Genomic DNA, 23,559 nt, shown 5'->3' on the forward strand with positions numbered 1-23,559 from the left:
TTTCCTCTTTCAGAGTCAACCCGTTATTTCAGGATTTTTTCTCTTCAACCGACCGGGTTAACTGTGAAGTGATTCACATCCGCCGTGTCGATGGAGGCGCATTATAGGGAGTTCTCCGCAGGCCGCAACCGCTAAATGACAGAAAAATGACTGACTGCTGCATTCCACAGCAAAACCCCGTCTTATACCTTTTTACGCACAGACTTATCCACAATCTCATCGGGATCCCGGTGCGATCCTGCGAACTGAAACGGAAGATCATCTATACTAGCGGCAAATATTCTTCTCCGCAGAGCCCCTCATGAATACACAACGCCTGCGCCGCGACTGGCACCTCCCTGGAGCCGGGTTAATGTTGCTGGCAATCCTCTTCGCGGGATTTACCCTGCATACGCACTGGAACACCTTTATCCAGTGGTGTCTTGCCACACAAATTACCCTGCACCGTTATCTGGTGATGTATCTGCTGCAGCTTAATAACCACCAGTACAGCGGCGGATTATGGCTCTTAACAGGCGCTTTCTTCTATGGCGTCCTTCACGCCATCGGGCCGGGTCACGGGAAATTCATAATGACGACCTATCTGACCACCAATAAGGAGAGTGAGCTGGCCGCCCGGGTGGTCCCCTTCATTGGCAGCCTGATGCAGGGCGTCAGCGCCATTCTCTTCGTCTTTATACTGGCGGTGGGGTTTAACCTCGCCTCTGGGGATATCAGTACCAGCCGCTGGTACGTTGAGAAGATAAGCGCCGTGCTGATTGGCGCGTTTGGTGCTTTCATCATTTACCAGGCGCTGAAGAGCCTGCGTTCGCAGCGAATGTCGATCTCAGCTATTAAGCCCCTTCATCAGCATGATGAACGCTGCGGCTGTGGTCATCACGGCGTGGGCGCAGATCTGACACAAGGAGACTGGAAAACGCGTCTGGGCGTCATTCTGGCGATTGGCGCACGCCCGTGCAGCGGTGCGATCATGATTCTGATGTTTTCGAACGCGCTGGGCATTGTCACCTGGGGAATGGCGGCCGTTATGACCATGTCTTTAGGAACGGCACTCTCTATTATGGGGCTATCACTGGCGGTTCGTTATGCCCGTGAACGCACGGTGGCATGGTTCGGGGGAAATAGCTCGTTCAGGTGGCTGGTGCCGGCCGTTAAAATTGCAGGCGGGATCGTCCTGATCCTGTTCGCGACCGTCCTGTTCCTGACGGTCATCCCCATTAGCGCCAACGGCGACTACATCGCCGCCGGATGCTAATAAAAGAAAACCCGCCGTTGGCGGGTTTTTTATTACTCGTTAATCCGTGGATGTTGATCAACAAGACGGGAGCGTTTCTTCTGCAGCTCTTCAATCTCTGCGTCGATATCCTCAATCTTCTGCTCAACGTTATCGTAGTGCTCGCGCAGGATCTCTTTCGCTTCCTGAATATCGGATGCCGCAGGCGTCGCCCCTTTCAGAGGACGGTTCGCCGTCTCCTTCATGGTCAGGCCGGTCGCCAGACCGACTACCGCGATAACCATCAGATAGTAGGCTGGCATCATCAGGTTCTGCGTGCTTTCCACCAGAGAGGCGGCAAGCGTAGGCGTCAGGCCGGCAATCAGAACGGAGATATTGAACGCCGCCGCCAGCGCACTATAACGAATGTGCGTCGGGAACATCGCAGGTAATGTAGACGCCATCACCCCGATAAAGCAGTTCAGGATCACCGCCAGCATCAGCAGACCCGCGAAAATCAGACCCAGCACGTTACTGTTGATCAGAATAAAGGCCGGGATCGCCAGCGCAAACAGCGCCACGCTCCCAAGGATGATAAACGGTCGACGGCCAAAGCGGTCGCTAAGCAGCCCCATCATTGGCTGCACAAACAGCATACCCACCATGATGGCGATAATAATCAGCACGCCGTGATCTTCCGAGTAGTGCAGGTTATGCGACAGATAGCTCGGCATGTAGGTCAGCAGCATGTAATAAGTGACGTTAGTGGAAATCACCAGACCAATACAGGTCAGCAGGCTGCGCCAGTGCTTCGTCGCGATCTCTTTAAAGGAGACTTTTGGACCATCCTGCAGCCCTTCGCGGTCGCCCTGCTCCAGTTTCTCAACGTGCTGCTGGAACGCAGGCGTCTCTTCCAGCGCGTGACGCAGGTAAAGACCGATGATACCCAGCGGAAGCGCGATAAAGAACGGGATACGCCAGCCCCAGTCGAGGAAGTTCTCCTCACCGACCACGGTTGAAATCAGGACCACGACGCCTGCGCCCATCACAAACCCGGCAATCGAACCGAAGTCCAGCCAGCTGCCCATGAAGCCGCGCTTACGGTCAGGGGAATACTCCGCGACGAAGATCGACGCCCCGGTATACTCACCCCCGACGGAGAAGCCCTGCGCCATCTTACAGAGCAACAGCAGAATAGGTGCCCAGATGCCGATCGTGGCATAGGACGGAATTAGGCCGATACAGAACGTACTGATCGACATAATGACAATGGTGATAGCGAGTATTTTCTGGCGACCGTATTTGTCACCGAGCATACCGAAGAACAGACCACCCAGCGGGCGAATGAGGAAGGGAACGGAGAACGTACCCAGTGCGGCAATCATCTGCAGGCTGGGGTCAGCCCCGGGGAAGAACACTTTACCTAACGCGTAGGCGACAAAGCCATAGACACCAAAATCGAACCATTCCATCGCATTACCAAGCGAGGCTGCGGTAATGGCTTTACGCAGTTTTGCGTCATCAATAATGGTGACGTCGCGCAGCGTGATGGGTTTAACTTTTTTCCTTCTCAGCATAGCTATCCTCGTTGACTCGGCCCTGTCTGTTTCACAGTCCTGTTTACGTGCTGTGAACCATGGGATCCGCTCCATGCGAATCGCCTTATTCAAGCGTAGCAGGTTTACTTACATTGACGTTTTCCGTCGATACAACCGAACCTGTTGACGCCTGTCTGGGCAGTTAATGACCTTTTTACCCTACCAGCGTTTATATTTGTGATCAACTTCACATATATATTTATGCTGCGTAAAGTGAAGACAGTATTTGTCAACTTCCGCAAATAAGACCTTCCTCAAGCCGTCCCCGGATGAAGATTTCAGTCAAAAGCTTTTTCTTTTTAATCACGGAATAAAAAGCCATTTTTTTACAAGGGATTTACATAAATCTAAGCCTGCCAGAACGCGTCGTAAAGTTTACATTCAATATGTGATGCAGATAACTAAAACATCGTTTTATTTTCATTGAATCATTATTCCAGTGATCGCATGATAATTCCCGAAACACAGCGCCGAGTGCTTTCTGACAAGAGAAAACGAGAGCGCTTGCTGAAATTGAGTTGCGGGGTTATCAAATACAAACCATCAAAAAACCCTTCATCGAATTGAATTTATTGATTTTTTATTTACACCTGCCGCTCACCGCGAGTGGTAAAAATTGTGAGGGTTGTATATGAAGATTAAAGCCACGATAGAACGCATACCGGGGGGTATGATGCTGGTGCCGCTGGTACTCGGTGCCATTCTGAATACATTAGCGCCAGATACCGGGGCTTATTTTGGTGGTTTCACAAAGGGGATGATTACAGGTACCGTTCCCATCCTGGCCGTCTGGTTCTTTTGTATCGGCGCATCGATAAATTTACGCGCTACGGGTACCGTATTACGCAAATCCGGAACGCTGGTGATAACCAAAATAGCGGTTGCCTGGGTTGTCGCAATGATATGCGCGATGTTCATTCCGGAAAATGGAATTCAGACCGGTTTCTTCGCCGGGCTATCCGTCCTGGCGATTGTCTCGGCGATGGATATGACCAACGGCGGGCTGTATGCCAGCCTGATGAACCAGTACGGAACGAAAGAGGAGTCAGGCGCATTTGTTTTGATGTCTCTGGAGTCCGGCCCGCTCATGACGATGCTGATCCTGGGGTCCGCTGGCCTTGCCTCTTTTGAACCGCATCACTTTGTCGGGGCGATCCTGCCGTTCCTGATCGGTTTTGCCCTGGGGAATCTGGATCACGACCTGCGTGATTTCTTCAGCAAAGCCACGCCGGTGCTGATCCCATTCTTTGGCTTTGCGCTGGGCAACACCATCAACCTGAACGTGATTCTTGATACGGGACTGCTGGGGATTGTGCTGGGTGTCGCGGTTATCATCATCACCGGTATTCCGCTGATTATTGCCGACCGCGTCATCGGCGGAGGAAACGGCACGGCAGGCGTCGCCGCCTCTTCAGCCGCAGGCGCTGCCGTCGCAAACCCGGTAATTATCGCCCAGATTAACCCGGCCTTCGAACCGGTGGCCGCTTCCGCGACGGCACTGGTTGCCGCCAGCGTGATTGTCACCGCGATTCTGGTGCCCATCATCACGGCGCTGTACGCAAAACGCTACGGAAATGCACCCAAGCAGGAATTAGAACGGGAAGCTGTAGAACTTCATCATTAACACACCGCACCAGTCTATCCTCTCTCCCCTATGGGGAGAGGGTCAGGGTGGGGGGATTCAACCAAAAATCTCTTCCACCATCGCATCCACCAGCCGTTTTGCCGAACACAGCCTCGGCATCCCCAGCGCGACGGTCTGCCAGTTTTGCGTCACTGACCAGCTCACCGGGTGTAGATCCGCCTGACACCAGTCGCCCAGCCAGCCCAGCATGTCTTTATGATCGATTAAACCCGCCGAAGCAGGTGTGGTCAGCCATTGATGATAAAAATGGCGCGTCGTGGGGGACGCATTGATGCCCTGCGCGAGGTAGTTGGCGGCCATGCTGCGTAAATTATCCTTGAGCATTGCCGACACATCGTTGTTCGCCAGACGACATGCATCGCCAAACGCTCCCCAGCGCAGCTCTTCCAGAACAATGAAGCAGCGCCCGGCTAACGACCAGCCATCATAGTGACCGGCTCGCCAGCGGGTGAAAATTTGTTCACTGTGCTCGCCAGCCTGTACCGTCAGTCCGCGCTGGGTCAGCGCCTTTTCTTTATAGGCGGCACGTTGGGTAAAATGAGAAGAGAGCTCCGCATACTGTTCAAGCAGGCCGGGAGATGGCTGAGCGCGCAGGTGAGCCGGCTGGCGCAGTGCAATCAGCTTATCGGCCATCAGCGTCAGCGCGAGATGGCCCGGATCCAGCATGCCTGCAAGCTTTTCCGCCAGCCCCAGGCGCAGGGCCGCGTTCTCATTAAGCATTCCCGCCATCGCCCAAGGCCGCAGCCGGGTATGCGTCATGATCTCCTGAGTCAAACGTTCACGAAACTGCAGCTGCTGCGGCCCCAGATGGGGATGGCGCGCCGCGTCCACGCCCTGCACAAGATCGACCATAAACTTGGGATGAATACACTCCAGCGTCCGCCCGGGACCGTCCAGTAGCTGTGTTGTCATGGTTGCTCTGCTGCGAATAGAGTTTGAATGTCATCGCGTAACAGTCGGGTATCTTCCTGTATCCACGTCGCAGTCGTAATGCTTTGCTTCAACAGCTGGCTGAGCGCTCGGGTTGAATGCTCATTTTGTTGACGCACTGAGAGGCTATCACGCAAGCTTTCCTGTAACCCGGTCAGGCATAACGAAAATTCTGCAAAGAACGTCGCCATTCCGGCCGTAACAGAGACATCGACCTGCGCGGACAAAGCTTTACGTATTTGTTCACAAAACTGATCAATATGTTGCTTAAATTTGTCATGCAGCTGCGCAATGTCGATTACATAGCGCGTGCGCGTGACCACATAATCATCCCAGCCCCAGCCCGGATTATTGAGCCAACGCGAAACGGTTTCACGCATACTGCTCCCGGAGGAAGGCTGACCTGCAGGGCGGTTATCCTGCGCAATGGCATCGTTAAACAGTGCCCGCGTATTGAAGTTAAGCTGGTTAGCCTGAAAAGCCGGGAAGCTGATCCGCGCCCGGAAGCCGGCATGGCTCAGGTGCTCTTTAATACGCGTTTCAATAGGGCGCATAGCTTCATTCAGCGAGCGCGCCAGCGTAGATTCCAGCTGATCGAAGCGTAACGCCAGCTCCCGGGCGATTTTTGCCTGCGCATCCAGCATGATAAGTTCACAGGAGGAGCGAATTTTACTCAGGACGATCTGCGCCTGACCTTCATCATCCAGAACCAGCGGTTCCCGCTCTTGCGGTTCATCACTGCGGCGATTCAGCCGCTCAATGCCTGCCAGATCAAGAATATTTTGAGTGCTGAACACCTGGCCCACTGCCTGATGAAGCGCCGTTTTTTCGGCCTCCATAAAGTCCGCGGTCGCGTTCAGCGCCTGCTCAACTTCATGTTTCACCTCATCGCTCACCGCGCTCTGGCGCGTCTGCAGCAGCACCATATCCTCTTCAAGACGCGCGATGTTCATTTCCAGCGCCTCAAAGGCCACCGTCAGCCCCTGATAGCGGAAGTCGAGATACTCCCGGGCATTTTGCGCGTAGTTGAGCAGCTTATGCGAGGCCGAGCGCAGCGCGAATAGCGAGGCATTGGCATAGGCGGCGTAAATCAGCTTGCGTATCGGCTGTTCAAACAGCGAATCTTCCCAGAGCAAATCGGCTGCGTGACGGATATGGTCTATATCGTCCAGGTCCGCCGTACGCCAGCGGCGTCCGAGGGCGGCTTCGGCAAAATCCTGCACCCAGGGTTGCTCCTGATGATCCGGCAGGCGTCCGCGGGCATTCATCTCGTAGCGGGCGCGGTTTGCCAGATACGCCCACATAGAGGAAACAGGGTAGATCTGGCCAGGCGAAATATTGCCTTTCATTAAGATACCGGAGATCATCGCCCTGACCTGCTCTTCATCGTCGCTATTGCGATCCTTCTGGTCGAATTTATTCACCAGCGCATACAGAGGCACTGATTTCCCGGCAACCGAAATAGCCTGACGGACCTCTTCATCAGAAATAGATTTAAGCTGGGTATAATCCATCACCGCCAGCACCGCCGACGCGCGGGCTAATTGTTCGCTAAGCATTTTTTGCAGATGCGGTTGTCCGGCCTCATTGGGGCCGGGGGTATCGAGCAGCGTCAGCTGACCAAGGTGAGCATCGAGACCCGCAAGATGCACGAACTCCACTTCAATCACCGGAATATGTTCGATAGCCGCGTATTCGGAGAACGGAAACGCCACGCCCAGCGCCTGGGAGAGCCTCACCAGGTCATTGAGACTTTTCAGGCAATGAAATATTGGCTGCGCACCCAGATAATGCTTTTCAAAGGCCTCGCCTTTCTCAATGCGTTCAAGCAGCGTATTCATGTCCTTATCGATTTCCAGATGCAGGGCCAGCTTGCCGCGATCGTAATCGCCAAGCTTTTTCTGCAGCAGGTGAATCAAATCATCAATAGGAGAGACGTGCGAGAAGTGGAGCACCGGCTCTTTCTGGCCTGGCGTATGACGAATCAGCGTGGGAAGCGCCGTCATTGGGCGGTTGCGGTTCGGCAACACTTCGGTACCCACAATGGCATTAATGGTGGTCGATTTCCCCGCTTTCATCGTGCCAACGATAGCCAGAACCATTTCCAGACGTGTTATTTTGCGTAATTCATTATTCAGCGTTGCCTGCTGTGCTTCGACGCCTCGCGCACTAAAATGCAAAGGCAGCACGTTGTTCTTTTCACCCGTAATAGCGGCCGTCGTGTTCTCCAGCATCGCTGTCGGCATTGATTTCAGGGTATCAAGATTTTGCAGGGCGAGCTGTAACAAACGTTCAGCTTCCTGGCTTAATTCAAAAATGGTCTGTGTGTGCATGATAAAAGCCTTTCCTTAACGCAAATTTATTACTTTTATTAAGCCACTTGTATTAATTATGATGTTCAGGCTTATATGATCACGTGTGGAAAACATGTTCACCGAAATATAACTGATTGAAGATAATCAGAAATAAATGGCTATCCCTGCATGGCGTGTAAAGCTTTCCTCAAGGCCTGAAAGCCAAAAGATAAAAAGCCTGGCCCATTTTAAGAAGCTTCAGGATATATCATCATTATTTACCCACCTAAAAAGAGAGGGATAGGCCGCCGCCATAAGAAATGTATGGCAGTAAAGATCGAAGATAAATAACAATGTGTTGCTTCACCTTATCCGAAATGAAGGTGCGTAGCAATTTGCCGCAATAAAATATTCGATATATTTAGCGACTTCTCTTTCCACCGTGTTAATGACGTTAGCATCGCTTAGTTGACTGACAGTAAGTGTCACTCACAACACATTTTCTGCGTTTTTTAAATTCACAATAGCACCGACAAAAGTGTGGATTTGCGTTATACTTGCCGCCTTTTTAGGCACCCTGCCGTCATTTAGCTGGCACTTTCCAGCGCGTTAACACTTTTTGAGGATACCGATATGCAACTCCCACACTGCCCAAAATGCAATTCTGAATACACCTACGAAGATAATGGCATGTTCATCTGCCCGGAATGCGCACACGAATGGAATGATGCCGAGCCGGCGCAGGACGCTGATGCGCTGATCGTTAAAGATGCGAACGGCAATCTGCTGGCGGATGGCGACAGCGTCACCGTGGTGAAAGATCTGAAGGTGAAAGGCAGCTCTTCTATGCTCAAGATCGGCACCAAAGTGAAGAATATCCGTCTGGTGGAAGGCGATCATAATATCGACTGCAAAATTGACGGCTTCGGTCCGATGAAGCTGAAATCCGAGTTCGTGAAAAAGAACTGATTTACCCGCCCGGTGGCGCTTCGCTTACCGGGCTTTCGGGAACTACACTTAACGGGCTTTTCTTACGTGAGGTAAAGATTATGCCGTTAAGTCCCTACATCTCTTTCGCCGGCAACTGTGCAGAGGCTACGGCCTTCTATCAGCAGGCCGTCGGCGCAGAACTCCTCTATAAAATCACCTTCGGCGAAATGCCAAAAAGCGATAACAGCGAAGAAGGCTGTCCGTCCGGCATGCAGTTTCCGGATTCGGCTATCGCTCACTCCAACGTTCGCATTGCGGGCAGCGATATCATGATGAGCGACGGGCTGCCACCGGGCAGCAGCGCGCAGTACGCGGGCTTCACGCTGGTGCTCGACACGCAGGATGTGTCGGAAGGCAAACGCTGGTTCGACAACCTTGCCGACGGCGGCAATATCGAAATGGCCTGGCAGGAAACCTTCTGGGCGCACGGCTTCGGTAAGGTCACCGACAAATACGGCGTGCCGTGGATGATAAACGTCGTTAAGCAGCAGCACTAATTTTCGGGCGGTGGGCGGTCTGCCTCCGCCTGTCATCAAACTCCCCTCAACTCTTCAAACTCCCGCAACCTGCACTTAACCCAAATGTCATATTGATGCGCCAGCATGAGGCCACATTTATCGTGAGGCCCAGCACATGCAAACCGTCATCCGCGTCGAAAAACTGAGCAAGACCTTCAATCATAACAAGGCGCTGCATGCCGTTGATCTGACCGTCCAGCAGGGCGAAATGGTGGCGCTTCTCGGGCCGTCTGGCTCGGGGAAATCCACCCTTTTACGCCACTTAAGCGGCCTCATTACCTGCGATAAAACGCCGGAAAGCCACGTCGAGTTGCTGGGCAACACCGTGCAGCGCGCGGGGCGTCTGGCGAGCGATATCCGAAAAAGCCGCGCCCGGACGGGCTACATCTTCCAGCAGTTCAACCTGGTGAACCGCCTGACGGTGCTGGAGAACGTGCTGATTGGCGCGCTCGGCAGCACCCCGTTCTGGCGCACCTGCCTGCGCTGGTTCTCCCCATCCCAGAAGCAGGAAGCCCTACAGGCGCTGACCCGCGTCGGCATGGCGCACTTCGCCCACCAGCGCGTCTCCACCCTGTCCGGTGGACAACAGCAGCGCGTCGCCATCGCCCGCGCGCTGATGCAGAAAGCGCAAATCATTCTGGCCGACGAGCCCATCGCCTCACTGGACCCGGAATCGGCGCGCATCGTGATGGAAACCCTGCGCGACATCAACCAGAACGACGGCATTACCGTGGTGGTCACGCTGCATCAGGTGGATTACGCCCTGCGCTACTGCGAGCGCATCGTCGCCCTGCGTCAGGGGCATGTGTTCTTCGATGGCGCAAGCCACCAGTTTGATAACGAACGTTTTGATCATCTCTACCGCAGCGTAAACCGCGTCGAAGAACGCGCGCAGGCTGCATAACGTCCCCATAACGAGGAATGGAAATGAACTACAAAGCCGTTGCCGCGCTGGCCTTTACCAGCATGTTCAGCATCAGCACCCTGCTAAGCCCGGCGCATGCGGAGGAGCAGGAAAAAGCGCTGAATTTCGGCATTATTTCGACGGAATCACAGCAGAACATGAAGCCGCAGTGGGAACCGTTCCTGAAAGATATGGAAACCAAACTGGGGATCAAAGTGAACGCCTTCTTCGCCCCGGACTACGCGGGCATCATTCAGGGGATGCGCTTCAACAAAGTGGACATCGCCTGGTACGGTAACCTTTCCGCGATGGAAGCGGTAGACCGCGCCAACGGCCAGGTCTTTGCCCAGACCGTTGCGGCAGATGGCTCCCCGGGCTACTGGAGCGTGCTGATCGTCAACAAAGACAGCCCGATCAACACCCTCAACGACATGATCGCCAAACGCAAAGAGCTGACTTTTGGTAACGGCGATCCGAACTCCACCTCCGGCTTCCTCGTTCCCGGCTACTACGTCTTCGCGAAAAACAACATCTCCGCCAGCGACTTCAAGCGCACGGTGAACGCCGGGCACGAAACCAACGCGCTGGCCGTGGCGAACAAGCAGGTGGACGTTGCCACCAACAACACCGAAAACCTCGACAAGCTGAAGACATCAGCGCCGGACAAGCTGAAAGAACTGAAGGTTATCTGGAAGTCACCGCTGATCCCCGGCGACCCGATCGTCTGGCGCAAAAACCTCTCCGAAAGCACCAAGGACAAGGTCTATGACTTCTTTATGAACTACGGCAAAACGCCGGAAGAGAAAGAGGTTCTGGAACGTCTGGGCTGGGCACCGTTCCGCGCGTCCAGCGATTTGCAGCTGGTCCCGATTCGCCAGCTGGCGCTGTTCAAGCAGATGCAGGCCGTGAAGGACAACAAAGGGCTCAAGGATGAGGAGAAGACCAGCAAAGTGTCTGAAATCCAGGCGCAGCTGGAAGACCTCGACCGCCTGACCGCCGCGCTCGGCGCGATGACCAGCGTGAATAAAGCGGTGCAATAGTGCCTTTCTACCCCTCACCCCAGCCCTCTCCCCAAAGGGGAGAGGGTGTAATCGTTCCCTCTCCCCTTTGGGGAGAGGGTTAGGGTGAGGGGACTAAACCCAAAGGAGTCAACATGCAAACCATCACCCTCCCGCCGCCAAAGCGCAGCTGGTTCTCGCTCATAAGCTGGGCCATCCTGCTCGCGGTGCTGGTTATCTCCTGGAAAGGCGCAGAAATGGATCCGCTGCTGCTCTTCAAAGATTCCGGCAACATGGCCACCTTCGCCGCCGACTTCTTCCCGCCGGATTTCAGCCAGTGGCCGGATTACCTCAGCGAAATGGCCATTACCCTGCAAATCGCCGTCTGGGGCACCGCCCTTGCCGTCGTTCTCTCCATTCCGTTTGGCCTGATGAGCGCCGAAAACATCGTGCCGTGGTGGGTTTACCAGCCGATGCGTCGCCTGATGGACGCCTGCCGCGCCATCAACGAAATGGTGTTCGCCATGCTGTTCGTGGTGGCCGTCGGCCTGGGTCCGTTCGCGGGCGTGATGGCGCTGTTCATCCACACCACCGGCGTGCTCTCCAAGCTGCTATCCGAAGCGGTCGAAGCCATCGAGCCCGGCCCGGTGGAAGGCATCCGCGCAACGGGCGCCAACAAAATCGAAGAGATCCTCTACGGCGTACTGCCGCAGGTGATGCCGCTGCTCATCTCCTACTCCCTGTACCGCTTTGAGTCCAACGTCCGCTCCGCCACCGTGGTCGGCATGGTGGGCGCAGGCGGGATTGGCGTCACCCTGTGGGAAGCGATTCGCGGTTTCCAGTTCCAGCAAACCTGCGCCCTGATGGTGCTCATCATCGTCACCGTCAGCCTGCTGGATTTCCTCTCTCAACGTTTGCGTAAGCACTTCATCTGAGAAGCGAGGCTTTGATTTGTATGCACTTATCCAGACATCCGACCAGTTACCCCACCCGCTGGCAAGAGATTGCGGCAAAGCTCGAAGTGGAGCTGCGCACGCACTACCGCTGCGGTGACTACCTGCCCGCCGAGCAGCAGCTTGCCGACCGCTACGAGGTGAACCGCCATACGCTACGCCGCGCCATTGACCAGCTGGTCGAGCGCGGCTGGGTCCAGCGCCGTCAGGGCGTCGGCGTGCTGGTGCTGATGCGCCCGTTCGACTACCCGCTTAACGCCCAGGCGCGCTTTAGCCAGAACCTGCTGGATCAGGGCAGCCACCCGACCAGCGAAAAGCTGCTCTCGGTCCTGCGCCCGGCCTCCAGCCACGTGGCGGACGCGCTGGGGATTCAGGAGGGCGATAACGTCATTCACCTGCGCACGTTGCGCCGGGTCAACGGCGTGGCGGTGTGCCAGATTGACCACTACTTCGCGGACCTGGCCCTCTGGCCTGTGCTGCAAAACTTTGCCAGCGGTTCCCTGCACGACTTTCTTCAGGACGCCACGGGCATCGCCCTCAAGCGCACCCAGACACGCATCAGCGCCCGCCGCGCGCAGGCGAAAGAGAGCAAAGTGCTGGAAATTCCCAACATGGCCCCGCTGCTCTGCGTGCGTACCCTTAACCACCGTGACGGTGAGATCAACGCGACGGAATACTCCGTCAGCCTGACCCGCGCCGACATGATTGAATTCACCATGGAGCACTGAATGCACGTCGACACCTCCACCCGACAGCGCTGGATGCGCGTGCTGGCCCACAGCCAGCCTGCCGCCCTGCGTGAGCGCATGAACGCACTGGGCCTGACGCCTGACTACGACACTATCCGCGCACCGGAAATCGGTCTGGTACAAATTCAGGCCCGGATGGGCGGCACCGGCGAGCGCTTTTTCGCGGGCGATGCCACCCTCACCCGCGCGGCTATCCGCCTGAACAGCGGCACGCTGGGCTACAGCTACGTGCTGGGTCGCGATAAAGCGCACGCCGAGCGCTGCGCGGTAATCGACGCCCTTTTGCAGGAACCACCGCATTTCCAGACGTTAATGGAAACCCTTATTGCCCCGCTGGAAGCCGACCGCGCCGCACGGCTTGCCGCACGTCAGGCCGAAGTGAACACCAGCCGGGTCGACTTCTTTACGCTCGTTCGCGGAGATAACGCATGACGCTTCAACCTGCTTTTACCCTGGCCGTCCAGGATGCCCAACAAAGTTTTCGTCGCCTGCTGAAGGCCATGAGCGAGCCGGGCGTGATTGTCTCCCTGCACCAGCTCTCTCAGGGCTGGCTGCCGCTGAACCTCGCCTCCACCAGCGTGCTGCTGACGCTGGCGGACAACGATACCCCGGTATGGCTGTCAGGCGCCCTGTCGAACGATATTGCCAGCCAGAACCTGCGTTTCCACACCAGCGCTCCGCTGGTCGAACAGCCGCAGCAGGCGGTGTTTGCCGTGGCCGACGAGCAGATTAGCCACGAGCAGCTTAACGCCCTGAGCGAAGGCACTGCCGTCGCCCCGGAGACCAGCGCCACGCTAATTTTGCAGGTCTCCAGCCTGAGCGGCGGCCGCATGCTGCGCCTGACGGGCGCAGGCATCGCCGACGAGCGCATGGTCGCGCCGCAGCTGCCGGAGTGCATCATTCACGAGCTGACCGAGCGCCCGCACCCGTTCCCGCTGGGCATTGACCTGATCCTGACCTGCGGCGAGCGCCTGCTGGCGATCCCGCGAACCACCCACGTGGAGGTGTGCTGATGTACGTAGCCGTCAAAGGGGGCGAAAAGGCCATCGCCGCCGCCCATGCCTTGCAGGAGCACAGACGACGGGGCGATGAACAGCTTCCCGAGCTGAGCGTCGCCCAGATTGAGCAGCAGCTTAACCTCGCGGTTGACCGCGTGATGACTGAGGGCGGCGTTGCCGACCGCGAGCTTGCAGCGCTGGCGCTGAAGCAGGCCAGCGGCGACAACGTGGAAGCCATCTTTCTGCTGCGCGCCTGGCGCACTACCGTTCCCCGCCTGGCGGTCAGCGAGCCGGTGAACACGGCGGAGATGCGCCTGGAGCGCCGCATTTCTGCCGTTTATAAAGATATTCCCGGCGGCCAGCTGCTTGGCCCTACCTACGATTACACCCATCGCCTGCTGGACTTCACCCTGCTGGCGAACGGCGAAGCCCCAGCGCTCGGCACTTCAGACGCCGAACAAGAACCGTCTCCGCACGTCTTTAGCCTGCTGGCACACCAGGGGCTGGCGAAGGCGGAAGAGGACACGGGAGCCACGCCGGACGACGTCACCCGCACGCCGCCGGTTTACCCGTGCTCGCGCTCGTCCCGCCTGCAGCAGCTGATGCGCGGCGACGAAGGCTATCTGCTGGCGCTGGCCTACTCCACCCAGCGCGGCTACGGGCGCAACCACCCGTTCGCGGCAGAGATCCGCAGCGGCTATATCGACGTTGAAATCGTGCCGGAGGAGCTGGGTTTTGCGGTGAACGTCGGCGAACTGCTGATGACCGAGTGCGAAATGGTCAACGGCTTCGTCGCGCCGGAGAATGAAGATCCGCATTTTACCCGCGGCTACGGGCTGGTGTTTGGCCTCGGCGAGCGCAAGGCGATGGCGATGGCGCTGGTTGACCGCGCACTGCAGGCGCCGGAGTACGGCGAGCACATTGCTGGCCCGGCGCAGGACGAAGAGTTCGTGCTGGCCCACGCGGATAACGTCGAGGCTGCAGGCTTTGTCTCGCACCTCAAGCTGCCGCACTACGTCGATTTCCAGGCCGAACTGGAACTGCTGAAACGCCTGCAACGGGAGCGCGCCAATGGCTAACTTAAGCGGCTACAACTTTGCCTATCTGGACGAGCAAACCAAACGCATGATCCGCCGCGCTATCTTAAAAGCGGTGGCTATTCCGGGCTATCAGGTGCCGTTCGGCGGGCGCGAAATGCCGATGCCCTACGGCTGGGGCACGGGCGGCATCCAGCTGACCGCCAGCGTGATAGGCGAAGCGGACGTGCTGAAGGTCATCGACCAGGGCGCGGACGACACCACTAACGCCGTGTCGATCCGCAACTTCTTTAAGCGCGTAACGGGCGTCAATACCACCGAAAAAACCGAAGACGCGACGCTGATCCAGACCCGCCACCGCATCCCGGAAACCCCGCTGACGGAAGATCAGATTCTGATTTTCCAGGTGCCGATCCCGGAGCCGCTGCGCTTTATCGAGCCTCGCGAAACCGAGACCCGCACCATGCACGCGCTGGAAGAGTACGGGATCATGCAGGTCAAACTGTATGAAGATATCGCCCGTTTCGGCCATATCGCCACCACCTACGCCTATCCGGTGAAGGTCAACGGGCGCTACGTGATGGACCCGTCGCCAATCCCTAAATTCGACAACCCGAAGATGGACATGATGCCTGCCCTGCAGCTCTTTGGTGCCGGACGTGAAAAACGCATCTACGCCGTGCCGCCCTACACCCGCGTCGAAAGCCTGGATTTCGACGATCACCCGTTTACGGTGCAGGAGTGGGACGAGCCGTGCGCCATCTGCGGCTCCAGACACAGCTATCTGGATGAAGTGGTGCTGGACGACACGGGCAAACGGATGTTTGTCTGCTCCGACACCGATTACTGCCGCCAACAGAGCGAGGCGAACGACCAATGAAACCGCTGCTTTCGGTTAATAACCTGACCCATCTTTATGCGCCGGGAAAAGGCTTCAGCGACGTGTCGTTCGAGCTGTGGCCGGGCGAAGTGCTGGGAATTGTCGGCGAGTCCGGCTCCGGCAAAACTACCCTGCTGAAGTCCATCTCCGCGCGCCTGACGCCGCAACACGGCGAGATCCTGTATCAGGGACGCTCCCTCTACGGCATAAGCGAGGCCGAGCGCCGCCGCCTGCTGCGCACCGAGTGGGGCGTGGTGCATCAGCATCCGATGGACGGCCTGCGCCGCCAGGTGTCGGCGGGAGGCAATATTGGCGAACGGCTGATGGCCACCGGCGCGCGGCACTACGGCAACATCCGCGCCACGGCGCAGCACTGGCTGGAGGAGGTGGAAATCCCCGCCTCGCGCATCGACGACCTGCCGACCACCTTTTCCGGCGGCATGCAGCAGCGTCTGCAGATTGCCCGCAACCTGGTCACCCATCCGAAGCTGGTCTTTATGGATGAACCCACCGGCGGGCTGGACGTCTCCGTGCAGGCCCGCCTGCTCGACCTGCTGCGCGGCGTGGTGGTGGAACTGAACCTCGCCGTGGTAATTGTCACCCACGATTTAGGCGTTGCGCGCCTGCTGGCGGACCGCCTGCTGGTGATGAAGCAGGGTCAGGTGGTGGAAAGTGGGTTAACCGACCGCGTGCTCGACGACCCGCATCATCCGTACACCCAGCTGCTGGTGTCCTCGGTTTTACAGAATTAAGAGGCCAACATGATCCGCGTAGAAAACGTCAGTAAGACCTTTGTGCTCCATCAGCAAAACGGCGTGCGCCTGCCGGTGCTGCAAAACGCCTCGTTAGAGGTGAATCAGGGCGAATGCGTGGTGCTACACGGCCACTCCGGCAGCGGTAAATCGACCCTGCTGCGCTCCCTGTACGCCAACTACCTGCCGGACCAAGGGCACATCCGCATCCGCCACAATGATGAATGGGTCGATCTGGTTCAGGCCCCGGCGCGCAAGGTGCTGGAAGTGCGCCGCTCGACGATCGGCTGGGTGAGCCAGTTCCTGCGGGTGATCCCGCGGATCTCCGCCCTGGACGTGGTGATGCAGCCCCTGCTGGATCTTGGCGTGCCGCGCGAAACCTGCGCCGCCAGGGCCGCCAGCCTGCTGACGCGCCTCAACGTGCCGGAGCGTCTGTGGCACCTCGCCCCGTCGACCTTTTCCGGCGGCGAGCAGCAGCGCGTGAACATCGCGCGCGGGTTTATCGTCGACTATCCGATTTTACTGCTGGATGAACCCACCGCCTCGCTCGACGCTAAAAACAGCGCAGCGGTGATAGCGCTGATCGAACAGGCCAAAGCACGGGGCGCGGCGATCGTCGGGATCTTCCACGACGACGCCGTTCGCAGCCGCGTGGCGGACAGGCTGCACCCGATGGGGACAAACGCATGATTATCAATAACGTCAGGCTGGTGCTGGAAAATGAGGTTGTGAAGGGTTCGGTTGAAACCCATGACGGCGTCATCCGCGCCTTTGCCGAAACCCAAAGCCGTTCCCCTGAAGCAATGGACGGCGACGGCGGCTGGCTGCTGCCGGGGCTGATTGAGCTGCATACCGATAATCTGGACAAATTCTTCACCCCGCGACCGAAGGTGGACTGGCCCGCCCATTCGGCGATGAGCAGCCACGACGCGCTGATGGTCGCCAGCGGCATTACTACGGTGCTGGACGCGGTAGCAATCGGCGACGTGCGCGACGGAGGCGATCGCCTGGAGAATCTGGAGAAGATGATCAACGCCGTGGAGGAGACGCAAAAGCGCGGCCTCAACCGCGCCGAACACCGTCTGCACCTGCGCTGCGAGCTGCCGCACCACACCACGCTACCGCTGTTTGAAAAGCTGGTCGGGCGCGAGCCGGTCTCGCTGGTCTCCCTGATGGACCACTCGCCGGGGCAGCGCCAGTTCGCCAACATTGAAAAGTATCGTGAATACTATCAGGGCAAATACTCGCTCAACGACGCGGAGATGGCGCGCTACGAAGAAGAGCAGCTTCAGCTTGCGGCCCAGTGGTCGCAGCCCAACCGCCTTAAGATTGCCGCAATGTGCCGGGACAGGAATATCGCGCTGGCCAGCCATGACGACGCCACCCACGATCACGTGCGCGAATCCCACCAGCTTGGCAGCGTGATCGCCGAATTTCCCACCACGTTTGAAGCGGCGGAAGCGTCGCGCCAGCACGGCATGAACGTGCTGATGGGCGCACCGAACATCGTGCGCGGCGGATCGCACTCCGGCAACGTGGCGGCAAGCAAACTCGCTTCCCTCGGCCTGCTGGATATCCTCTCGTCTGACTACTACCCCGCCAGCCTGCTGGATGCGGCGTTCCGGGTAGCGGACGACGAGGACAACCGCTTTACGCTGCCGCAGGCAATTCGACTGGTGACCAAAAACCCGGCCAGCGCGCTCAATCTTCACGACCGCGGTGAGATTGCCGAAGGCAAACGGGCAGATCTGGTGCTCGCCCACCGCAAGGGCGAGCACGTTCATATCGACCACGTCTGGCGTCAGGGAAAAAGGGTGTTCTGATGGGAAGACTCATCTGGTTAATGGGACCGTCCGGCTCCGGTAAGGACAGCCTGCTCTCGGCGTTACGGCAGCGGGAACATTCACAGCTGCTGGTGGCGCACCGCTACATTACCCGCGCGGCGAACGCCGGAAGTGAAAACCATATCGCCCTGAGCGAGCAGGAATTTTTTACCCGCGCCGGGCAAAACCTGCTGGCGCTGAGCTGGCACGCCAACGGCTTTTATTATGGCGTGGGCATTGAGATTGACCTCTGGCTGCACGCGGGCTTCGACGTGCTCGTCAACGGCTCGCGCGCGCATCTGCCGCAGGCAAAAGCCCGGTACGAAGCGGCGCTGCTGCCGGTCTGCCTGCAGGTTTCTCAGGACGTTCTGCGCAGCCGACTACAAAGCCGGGGGCGGGAAAATGCGCGTGAGATAGACCAGCGCCTCGAGCGCGCGGCGCGCTACACGCCGTCGGGCTGCCACGTCCTCAATAACGACGGAAGTTTGCTACAGTCAGTCGAGACCTTTTTATCGCTGATACGCCAGAAGGAGAAACAGCATGCCTGACTGCCCGCTTCGCCCCGCCACCGCCGACGATGCGCCGATCGTTTACGCTCTGATCTGCGAGCTTAAGCAGTGTGAATTTGACCATCAGGCGTTTCACGCCGGCTATCTTGCCAATCTGCAGGATCACAACATGCGCTACCAGCTTGCCGAGCTGGACGGACAGGTCGTCGGCATGATCGGCCTGCACATGCAGTTTCACCTGCATCACGCCCGCTGGATCGGCGAGATCCAGGAGCTGGTGGTGATGCCGCAGGCGCGCGGGCTAAAGGTGGGCAGCCAGCTACTGGCCTGGGCGGAAGAGGTAGCACGAGAGGCGGGCGCGGAGTTGACCGAGCTCTCCACCAGCGTGAAGCGCACGGACGCGCACCGTTTTTACGTTCGTGAGGGATATACGCAGAGCCATTTTCGATTCACCAAACCGCTGTAGAGGTGCACGATGAGTCTGACCATCACGTTAACGGGAACCGGAAGCGCACAGCTCGTGCCGGTCTTTGGCTGCGACTGCGCGGCCTGCCGCCGGGCGCGCCTGCAGGACAACTATCGCCGTCGCCCCTGCAGCGCGGTGGTCAAATTCAACGACGCGGTCACCCTTCTGGATGCGGGCATTCCGCACCTGATGGACGACTGGCCGGCGGGCAGCTTCCAGCAGTTTTTGCTCACGCACTACCATATGGATCACGTCCAGGGGCTCTTCCCCCTGCGCTGGGGCGTGGGCGCAACCATCCCGGTCTACGGTCCGCCGGATGAAGCGGGCTGTGACGACCTGTTCAAACACCCCGGCATTCTGGATTTCAGCCACACGGTCGAGCCGTTCGTGATGTTTGAACTGCAGGGGCTGCGGGTCACGCCGCTGCCGCTCAACCACTCGAAGCTCACGTTTGGCTATCTGCTGGAATCCGCCCACAGCCGCGTGGCGTGGCTCTCTGATACCGCCGGGCTGCCGGATAAAACGGTGACGTTTCTGCTCAACAATCAGCCACAGGCGATAATCATCGACTGCAGCCATGAACCGCGCGACGAGACCCCGCGCAACCATTGTGATTTAAATACCGTGGTTGCGCTGAACGAGGTGATTGGCTGCCCGCAGGTGATCCTGACCCACATCAGCCATCAGTTTGACGTGTGGATGATGGATAACCCGCTGCCGGACGGCATTGAGGCAGGGTATGACGGGATGGTGCTGGTGCTGGATTAGGTTTTCTTCCTCTCCCGTGGGAGAGGGTTGGGGTGAAGGCAACAGGCCGCACTTAGCCTCGATCGTAATCATCCTCTAACCGGCGCTCATCCTCTTCTAACCGACGCCTGTCGTCATCCAGCTGGCGCTGACGCTCGTCTAAGCGGCGGCGTCTGTCTTCAAGCTGCCGACGACGGTCGTCGTACTGTCGGCTGTCGATTTGACGGCTGCGGTCGTAACGATCGTCGTCATCATCATTACGGCTGCTGCTTGGGTTATAGGCATCGTTGATCGCCTGCTGAATGTTGCCAATGGCGTCATCAATCACATCGGCATGCGCCAGTTGGCTGGTTAAAGTCAGCAGACCAAATAACAGGACGGTAGAGTAACGTTTCATAAGGCCAGACTCGCAGGGGAACTGGCCTTACGGTAATGAATGGCTGGGAACCGGGGTAGCGGAGGAATCTCAAATTCTGTTGCGAGCGGACTCTTCCATTAGCTGATTCGCTCGGCGTTTATTTTCTGCAACCAGAACGATGCCATAACATTTTTGATCCGGTGAATGGCTCCAGATACGATCTTCAGGAATACAGCCTCCATCATAAATAACTTTGCTACCGTCATACGGCCAAAATGCCCCCTGCTCGGTATCAAGTACAAATACCGCAATTTGGTCTGATTCGCGGGCTATTTTCTGCCAAAGCATCTTGCCGCCTTCATATTGCTCAAAATCGCTGACAAGCGTAACGCCACATTGTAATACCAGGGCTTCATACAGGCGGGTTGCCAGTCCCTTATCACGCTCGGCAGGATCAACGCATATCCCTTCTACCTGAATAACGTTGGCATCTTCCCAGCAGCGCTCTACGGCAATAATGTCTTCACCCAAATGCGTTTTACGTTGCAAATCCAGGGCAGCAACTACCCGATGTCTGGGCACACCATCAAAAGTTTCGACATCTGCTTCAATAATCGCAGCCCTTGGCGTCAGGCTATCAAAAATGACATGTAACACCCGCCCGGAGAGTTCAAATTCATCAACGAGCTTAAATGACCTTGCAACCGTCCTGGGGCTGTATGTTGTAGGCATCACGATCATATGTGAGTCCCCTCTTGTGAGTACCGGCATAGTTCCCTTTATATCCCAATCTGCTAAATTTTGCGCAGATTAGCATCACCCGGTTCACGCAGGCTCTTGATGAATTCCTAAATTTACCGCTTATCAACAGACCTTCCGCAGCGCCTGCGCCAGCTGCTGGCGGGTAAACGGCTTACGCAACAACTGAACGTCCGGCAGCTGCGGGTTATGCGCCGGGCGCAAATCCTGCCCGCTAATCAGCAGCACCGGAAGCTGCGGATAATGACTGCGCACATGGTTAATCACCTCAGCCCCGCTCAGGCTTCCGGGCAACATCAGGTCGCTGATAAACATGCCAATATCCGGCGACGCCGCCAGCATGCTCAGGGCCTGTTCGCCGCTGTCCGCTTCGAGCGTCAGGTAGCCAAGCTGATGCAGCTGTTCGCACAGGGTCTGACGAACGTCCGCCTCATCTTCCAGCACCAGTACGAGCCGCTCGTTATCCACGGACGTTGTGGCAGCCAGCGCTACATCCTCCGAAACGGCGGGCAGCGTCGAGCGCGGGAGGTGCAGCCGCACGGTCGTTCCCTGTCCCGGCGCGCTTTCGATCTCTACCCGCCCCCCGGACTGACGCACAAAACCGTACACCATCGACAGGCCCAGCCCGCTGCCGCTTCCGGTCTGCTTGGTGGTGAAAAACGGTTCAAAAACCCGGGACTTCACCTCCTGCGACATCCCGCTGCCGCGGTCGATGACCTCCAGCGCCACCATATCCTGCCTGCGTCCGTCGCTGCGGGTCACGCGCTGGTTCCAGGTGCGAATTTTGATCGCCCCGCTCTGGCCTTCCATCGCATCCCGGGCGTTCATCACCAGGTTGATAATGGCATTTTCCAGCTGGCTGACATCAATCCACGCGGGCCATGCCGGGGTTTGCGCTTCAATCTCCAGGGTAAGCGTGGCGGGCAGCGAGTGGCGCATCAGTTCACGGAGGTTTTCCAGCAGGGGCAGCATCTCTACCGCATGCGGCGTCAGGGACTGTTTGCGGGAAAACGCCAGCAGGCGCTGGGTCAGCAGCGCGCCGCGTTCGGCCGCCTTCAGCGCACGGGTAATGCGCGGCGCGTCGTTTGATTCAGGGTCGGTAAGCTCGAGGCTGCCGATAATCACCGCCAGCAGGTTGTTAAAATCATGCGCCAGTCCGCCGGTCAGCTGTCCGACGGCCTTCATCTTCTGGCTGTGCAGCAGCGCCTCTTCCAGCCCCTGACGCTCGATGCGGTCGATCTCCATCTGCGTGGTTTTCTCTTTCAGCAGACGCGTGGTGTGTTCAAGCGAGGCGGTGTTGCGGGCGAATACGTTAAACGCGCGCGCCAGCTCGCCCAGCTCGTCGCGCCGCTGAAGGGCGGGCACCGACACATCCTGTTCACCGTGGGCAAGTCGCGACATCGCCCGGGAGATGGCCGTCAGGTTGGAGCCCAGATTGCGGTATATATACCAGCAGGCGCAGCCGGTGATAACCAGCGCCAGCACGGCGAAGATGCTGATAAACACGCTGATGGATTGCAGCTCGTGATGGCTCTGGGCCGTGCGAAGCCGGGAGGCCTGCGCCACCTGCTCAACGTACTGATTAATATCGCTATTAAGGATCGCCACCAGCGCCTTGATGTGGAACATATACCAGCTGATGGACAGATCGCTCTCCTCCAGCTGCTTCGACAGCGGGGCAAGCTTGCGCAGCTCGGCGTTAAAATCGGGCAGAACGCCCTCCACGACCGGCTGTATGGCGCTCCGTGGCAGCGCGGCGGTCACAGCGTCCAGCTGCTGAATGGTCGCGCGCGGCGAAGGCGTATCAATGGCGGCCACGATCAGCCGATCCATCTCCATCAGCTGCCGCGCGTCAGGCACGTTGCTGCCGAAGCGGCGGTTGATGTCCTGCAGATGGCGTAAATAGCTCTGGCTTTGATAGAGCGAGCTCAGCAGCGCGTTACGCTCAAGATGCCGCTTTTGCCCGCGCTCCAGCATCTCCGTTACGCTTTGCTGTAATTCATTGCTTCTGCGAATAATCCGCGCCACCAGCGCCGGCTCCTGCTGCGCCAGCGGGGCATCGGCAAGCTGTTCCAGCGAGCGGCGCAGCGCCGTTTGCATCTGCTTCAGCCGCTCGGCCTCGCCTTTGTACTCCAGTGCCCCCACCACCTGCGAAAGCCGCACCGCCGCCGTTGCGACGTTGGCCGTGTCGCGCGCGAGGTTCATGCTGCCGGTCATGTCGTCCAGCGTTTGCTGCTGCACCTGCTCCTGAATCTGGCTGGCGTGACGAAAGCCGAGCACCGCCACGCCGCTCACCATCAGCGTAACGGCGACCACCAGCAGATTGAAAATCAGCAGGCGGCCGCGGGCGCTGGCGAAGAACGGGGGGCGTGAAGACATGTTGACTCCGTAACTGTGATCCACATTCGCTATTCATAACTATGACAAATATGAACAGC

General features: G+C 57.9%; 24 protein-coding genes. 18 read left to right on the top strand and 6 right to left on the bottom strand.

The genetic code is table 11. From position 1 onward, the window contains the following. The first annotated feature begins 301 nt into the window (after window positions 1-301). Window positions 302-1,255 carry a nickel/cobalt transporter gene (locus tag USG84_RS19620; protein ID WP_151412723.1) on the top strand — a complete coding sequence of 318 codons (954 nt, stop codon included), beginning with the start codon at window positions 302-304 and terminating at the stop codon, window positions 1,253-1,255. Window positions 1,256-1,287: 32 nt separating this feature from the next. On the opposite strand, the gene proP is transcribed toward USG84_RS19620, so the two are convergent. Continuing rightward, entirely contained in the window at window positions 1,288-2,790 is a 1,503-nt protein-coding gene (proP, locus tag USG84_RS19625) for a glycine betaine/L-proline transporter ProP (RefSeq protein ID WP_061099509.1), read from the bottom strand. A gap of 652 nt (window positions 2,791-3,442) precedes the next feature. Between proP and kdgT the strand changes: the two genes are divergently transcribed. Further along, the gene (gene kdgT / locus USG84_RS19630; RefSeq protein ID WP_061099511.1) at window positions 3,443-4,435 is read left to right on the top strand and encodes a 2-keto-3-deoxygluconate transporter; all 993 of its coding nucleotides are present in this window, start codon (window positions 3,443-3,445) and stop codon (window positions 4,433-4,435) included. 57 nt (window positions 4,436-4,492) lie between these two features. Here kdgT and USG84_RS19635 read toward each other — a convergent pair whose 3' ends face one another. Together USG84_RS19635 and crfC are read right to left on the bottom strand one after the other, a co-directional pair. Beyond that, window positions 4,493-5,368 carry a diguanylate cyclase regulator RdcB family protein gene (locus USG84_RS19635; protein ID WP_151412722.1) on the bottom strand — a complete coding sequence of 292 codons (876 nt, stop codon included), beginning with the start codon at window positions 5,366-5,368 and terminating at the stop codon, window positions 4,493-4,495. Further along, window positions 5,365-7,719, bottom strand: coding sequence for a clamp-binding protein CrfC (gene crfC, locus USG84_RS19640; RefSeq protein WP_151412721.1), 2,355 nt, complete (start codon window positions 7,717-7,719; stop codon window positions 5,365-5,367). The genes USG84_RS19635 and crfC overlap by 4 nt, the downstream gene beginning before the upstream one ends. 594 nt (window positions 7,720-8,313) lie before the next feature. Here crfC and USG84_RS19645 point away from each other — a divergent pair. The 16 genes from USG84_RS19645 to phnP all read left to right on the top strand — a co-directional run bounded on the left by USG84_RS19645 (window position 8,314) and on the right by phnP (window position 20,025). Continuing rightward, complete coding sequence (locus tag USG84_RS19645) at window positions 8,314-8,649, top strand: zinc ribbon domain-containing protein YjdM (RefSeq protein ID WP_047366881.1); 336 nt, start codon at window positions 8,314-8,316, stop codon at window positions 8,647-8,649. Between the two features lie 80 nt (window positions 8,650-8,729). Next, window positions 8,730-9,167, top strand: coding sequence for a VOC family metalloprotein YjdN (gene yjdN / locus USG84_RS19650; protein ID WP_116343881.1), 438 nt, complete (start codon window positions 8,730-8,732; stop codon window positions 9,165-9,167). Window positions 9,168-9,303: 136 nt separating this feature from the next. Then, entirely contained in the window at window positions 9,304-10,092 is a 789-nt protein-coding gene (gene phnC / locus USG84_RS19655; protein ID WP_061099515.1) for a phosphonate ABC transporter ATP-binding protein, read from the top strand. Between the two features lie 23 nt (window positions 10,093-10,115). Next, window positions 10,116-11,132 (top strand): phosphonate ABC transporter substrate-binding protein, encoded by a 1,017-nt coding sequence (phnD, locus tag USG84_RS19660; RefSeq protein ID WP_320738432.1) that lies wholly within the window; start codon window positions 10,116-10,118, stop codon window positions 11,130-11,132. Between the two features lie 113 nt (window positions 11,133-11,245). Beyond that, complete coding sequence (gene phnE / locus USG84_RS19665) at window positions 11,246-12,025, top strand: phosphonate ABC transporter, permease protein PhnE (protein WP_061099517.1); 780 nt, start codon at window positions 11,246-11,248, stop codon at window positions 12,023-12,025. A gap of 20 nt (window positions 12,026-12,045) precedes the next feature. Then, window positions 12,046-12,771 (top strand): phosphonate metabolism transcriptional regulator PhnF, encoded by a 726-nt coding sequence (gene phnF, locus USG84_RS19670; RefSeq protein WP_061099518.1) that lies wholly within the window; start codon window positions 12,046-12,048, stop codon window positions 12,769-12,771. After that, a complete protein-coding gene (gene phnG / locus USG84_RS19675) occupies window positions 12,772-13,224 on the top strand; it encodes a phosphonate C-P lyase system protein PhnG (protein ID WP_253540394.1) in 453 nt (150 codons plus the stop codon). Continuing rightward, entirely contained in the window at window positions 13,221-13,805 is a 585-nt protein-coding gene (phnH, locus tag USG84_RS19680) for a phosphonate C-P lyase system protein PhnH (RefSeq protein WP_151412720.1), read from the top strand. The genes phnG and phnH overlap by 4 nt, the downstream gene beginning before the upstream one ends. Beyond that, window positions 13,805-14,869 carry a carbon-phosphorus lyase complex subunit PhnI gene (locus USG84_RS19685; RefSeq protein WP_253540391.1) on the top strand — a complete coding sequence of 355 codons (1,065 nt, stop codon included), beginning with the start codon at window positions 13,805-13,807 and terminating at the stop codon, window positions 14,867-14,869. The genes phnH and USG84_RS19685 overlap by 1 nt, the downstream gene beginning before the upstream one ends. Then, entirely contained in the window at window positions 14,862-15,707 is an 846-nt protein-coding gene (phnJ, locus tag USG84_RS19690; protein WP_061099522.1) for an alpha-D-ribose 1-methylphosphonate 5-phosphate C-P-lyase PhnJ, read from the top strand. The genes USG84_RS19685 and phnJ overlap by 8 nt, the downstream gene beginning before the upstream one ends. After that, the gene (gene phnK, locus USG84_RS19695; RefSeq protein ID WP_151412719.1) at window positions 15,704-16,459 is read left to right on the top strand and encodes a phosphonate C-P lyase system protein PhnK; all 756 of its coding nucleotides are present in this window, start codon (window positions 15,704-15,706) and stop codon (window positions 16,457-16,459) included. Before phnJ ends, phnK begins: the two co-directional genes overlap by 4 nt. Before the next feature lie 9 nt (window positions 16,460-16,468). Next, the gene (gene phnL / locus USG84_RS19700; RefSeq protein ID WP_253540388.1) at window positions 16,469-17,149 is read left to right on the top strand and encodes a phosphonate C-P lyase system protein PhnL; all 681 of its coding nucleotides are present in this window, start codon (window positions 16,469-16,471) and stop codon (window positions 17,147-17,149) included. Next, a complete protein-coding gene (phnM, locus tag USG84_RS19705) occupies window positions 17,146-18,282 on the top strand; it encodes an alpha-D-ribose 1-methylphosphonate 5-triphosphate diphosphatase (protein ID WP_320738433.1) in 1,137 nt (378 codons plus the stop codon). Before phnL ends, phnM begins: the two co-directional genes overlap by 4 nt. Then, entirely contained in the window at window positions 18,279-18,830 is a 552-nt protein-coding gene (phnN, locus tag USG84_RS19710) for a ribose 1,5-bisphosphokinase (RefSeq protein ID WP_151412718.1), read from the top strand. Before phnM ends, phnN begins: the two co-directional genes overlap by 4 nt. Then, window positions 18,823-19,257 carry an aminoalkylphosphonate N-acetyltransferase gene (phnO, locus tag USG84_RS19715; protein WP_061099526.1) on the top strand — a complete coding sequence of 145 codons (435 nt, stop codon included), beginning with the start codon at window positions 18,823-18,825 and terminating at the stop codon, window positions 19,255-19,257. The genes phnN and phnO overlap by 8 nt, the downstream gene beginning before the upstream one ends. A gap of 9 nt (window positions 19,258-19,266) precedes the next feature. Continuing rightward, entirely contained in the window at window positions 19,267-20,025 is a 759-nt protein-coding gene (phnP, locus tag USG84_RS19720; protein ID WP_151412717.1) for a phosphonate metabolism protein PhnP, read from the top strand. A gap of 52 nt (window positions 20,026-20,077) precedes the next feature. Here the strand turns inward: phnP and yjdP are convergent, their stop codons facing one another. The 3 genes from yjdP to USG84_RS19735 all read right to left on the bottom strand — a co-directional run bounded on the left by yjdP (window position 20,078) and on the right by USG84_RS19735 (window position 23,500). After that, on the bottom strand, window positions 20,078-20,401 hold the full coding sequence (gene yjdP, locus USG84_RS19725; RefSeq protein WP_028015201.1) for a DDRRRQL repeat protein YjdP: 324 nt from the start codon (window positions 20,399-20,401) through the stop codon (window positions 20,078-20,080). Window positions 20,402-20,470: 69 nt separating this feature from the next. Beyond that, window positions 20,471-21,103, bottom strand: a complete 633-nt coding sequence (locus USG84_RS19730) for a GNAT family N-acetyltransferase (RefSeq protein WP_151412716.1) — start codon at window positions 21,101-21,103, stop codon at window positions 20,471-20,473. A 123-nt stretch (window positions 21,104-21,226) separates the two neighbouring features. After that, entirely contained in the window at window positions 21,227-23,500 is a 2,274-nt protein-coding gene (locus USG84_RS19735) for an ATP-binding protein (protein WP_253540382.1), read from the bottom strand. Window positions 23,501-23,559 lie beyond the last annotated feature (59 nt).

This window comes from Enterobacter sp. 168J2 (assembly GCF_034107265.1).
Taxonomy (GTDB): Bacteria; Pseudomonadota; Gammaproteobacteria; order Enterobacterales; family Enterobacteriaceae; genus Enterobacter; species Enterobacter nematophilus.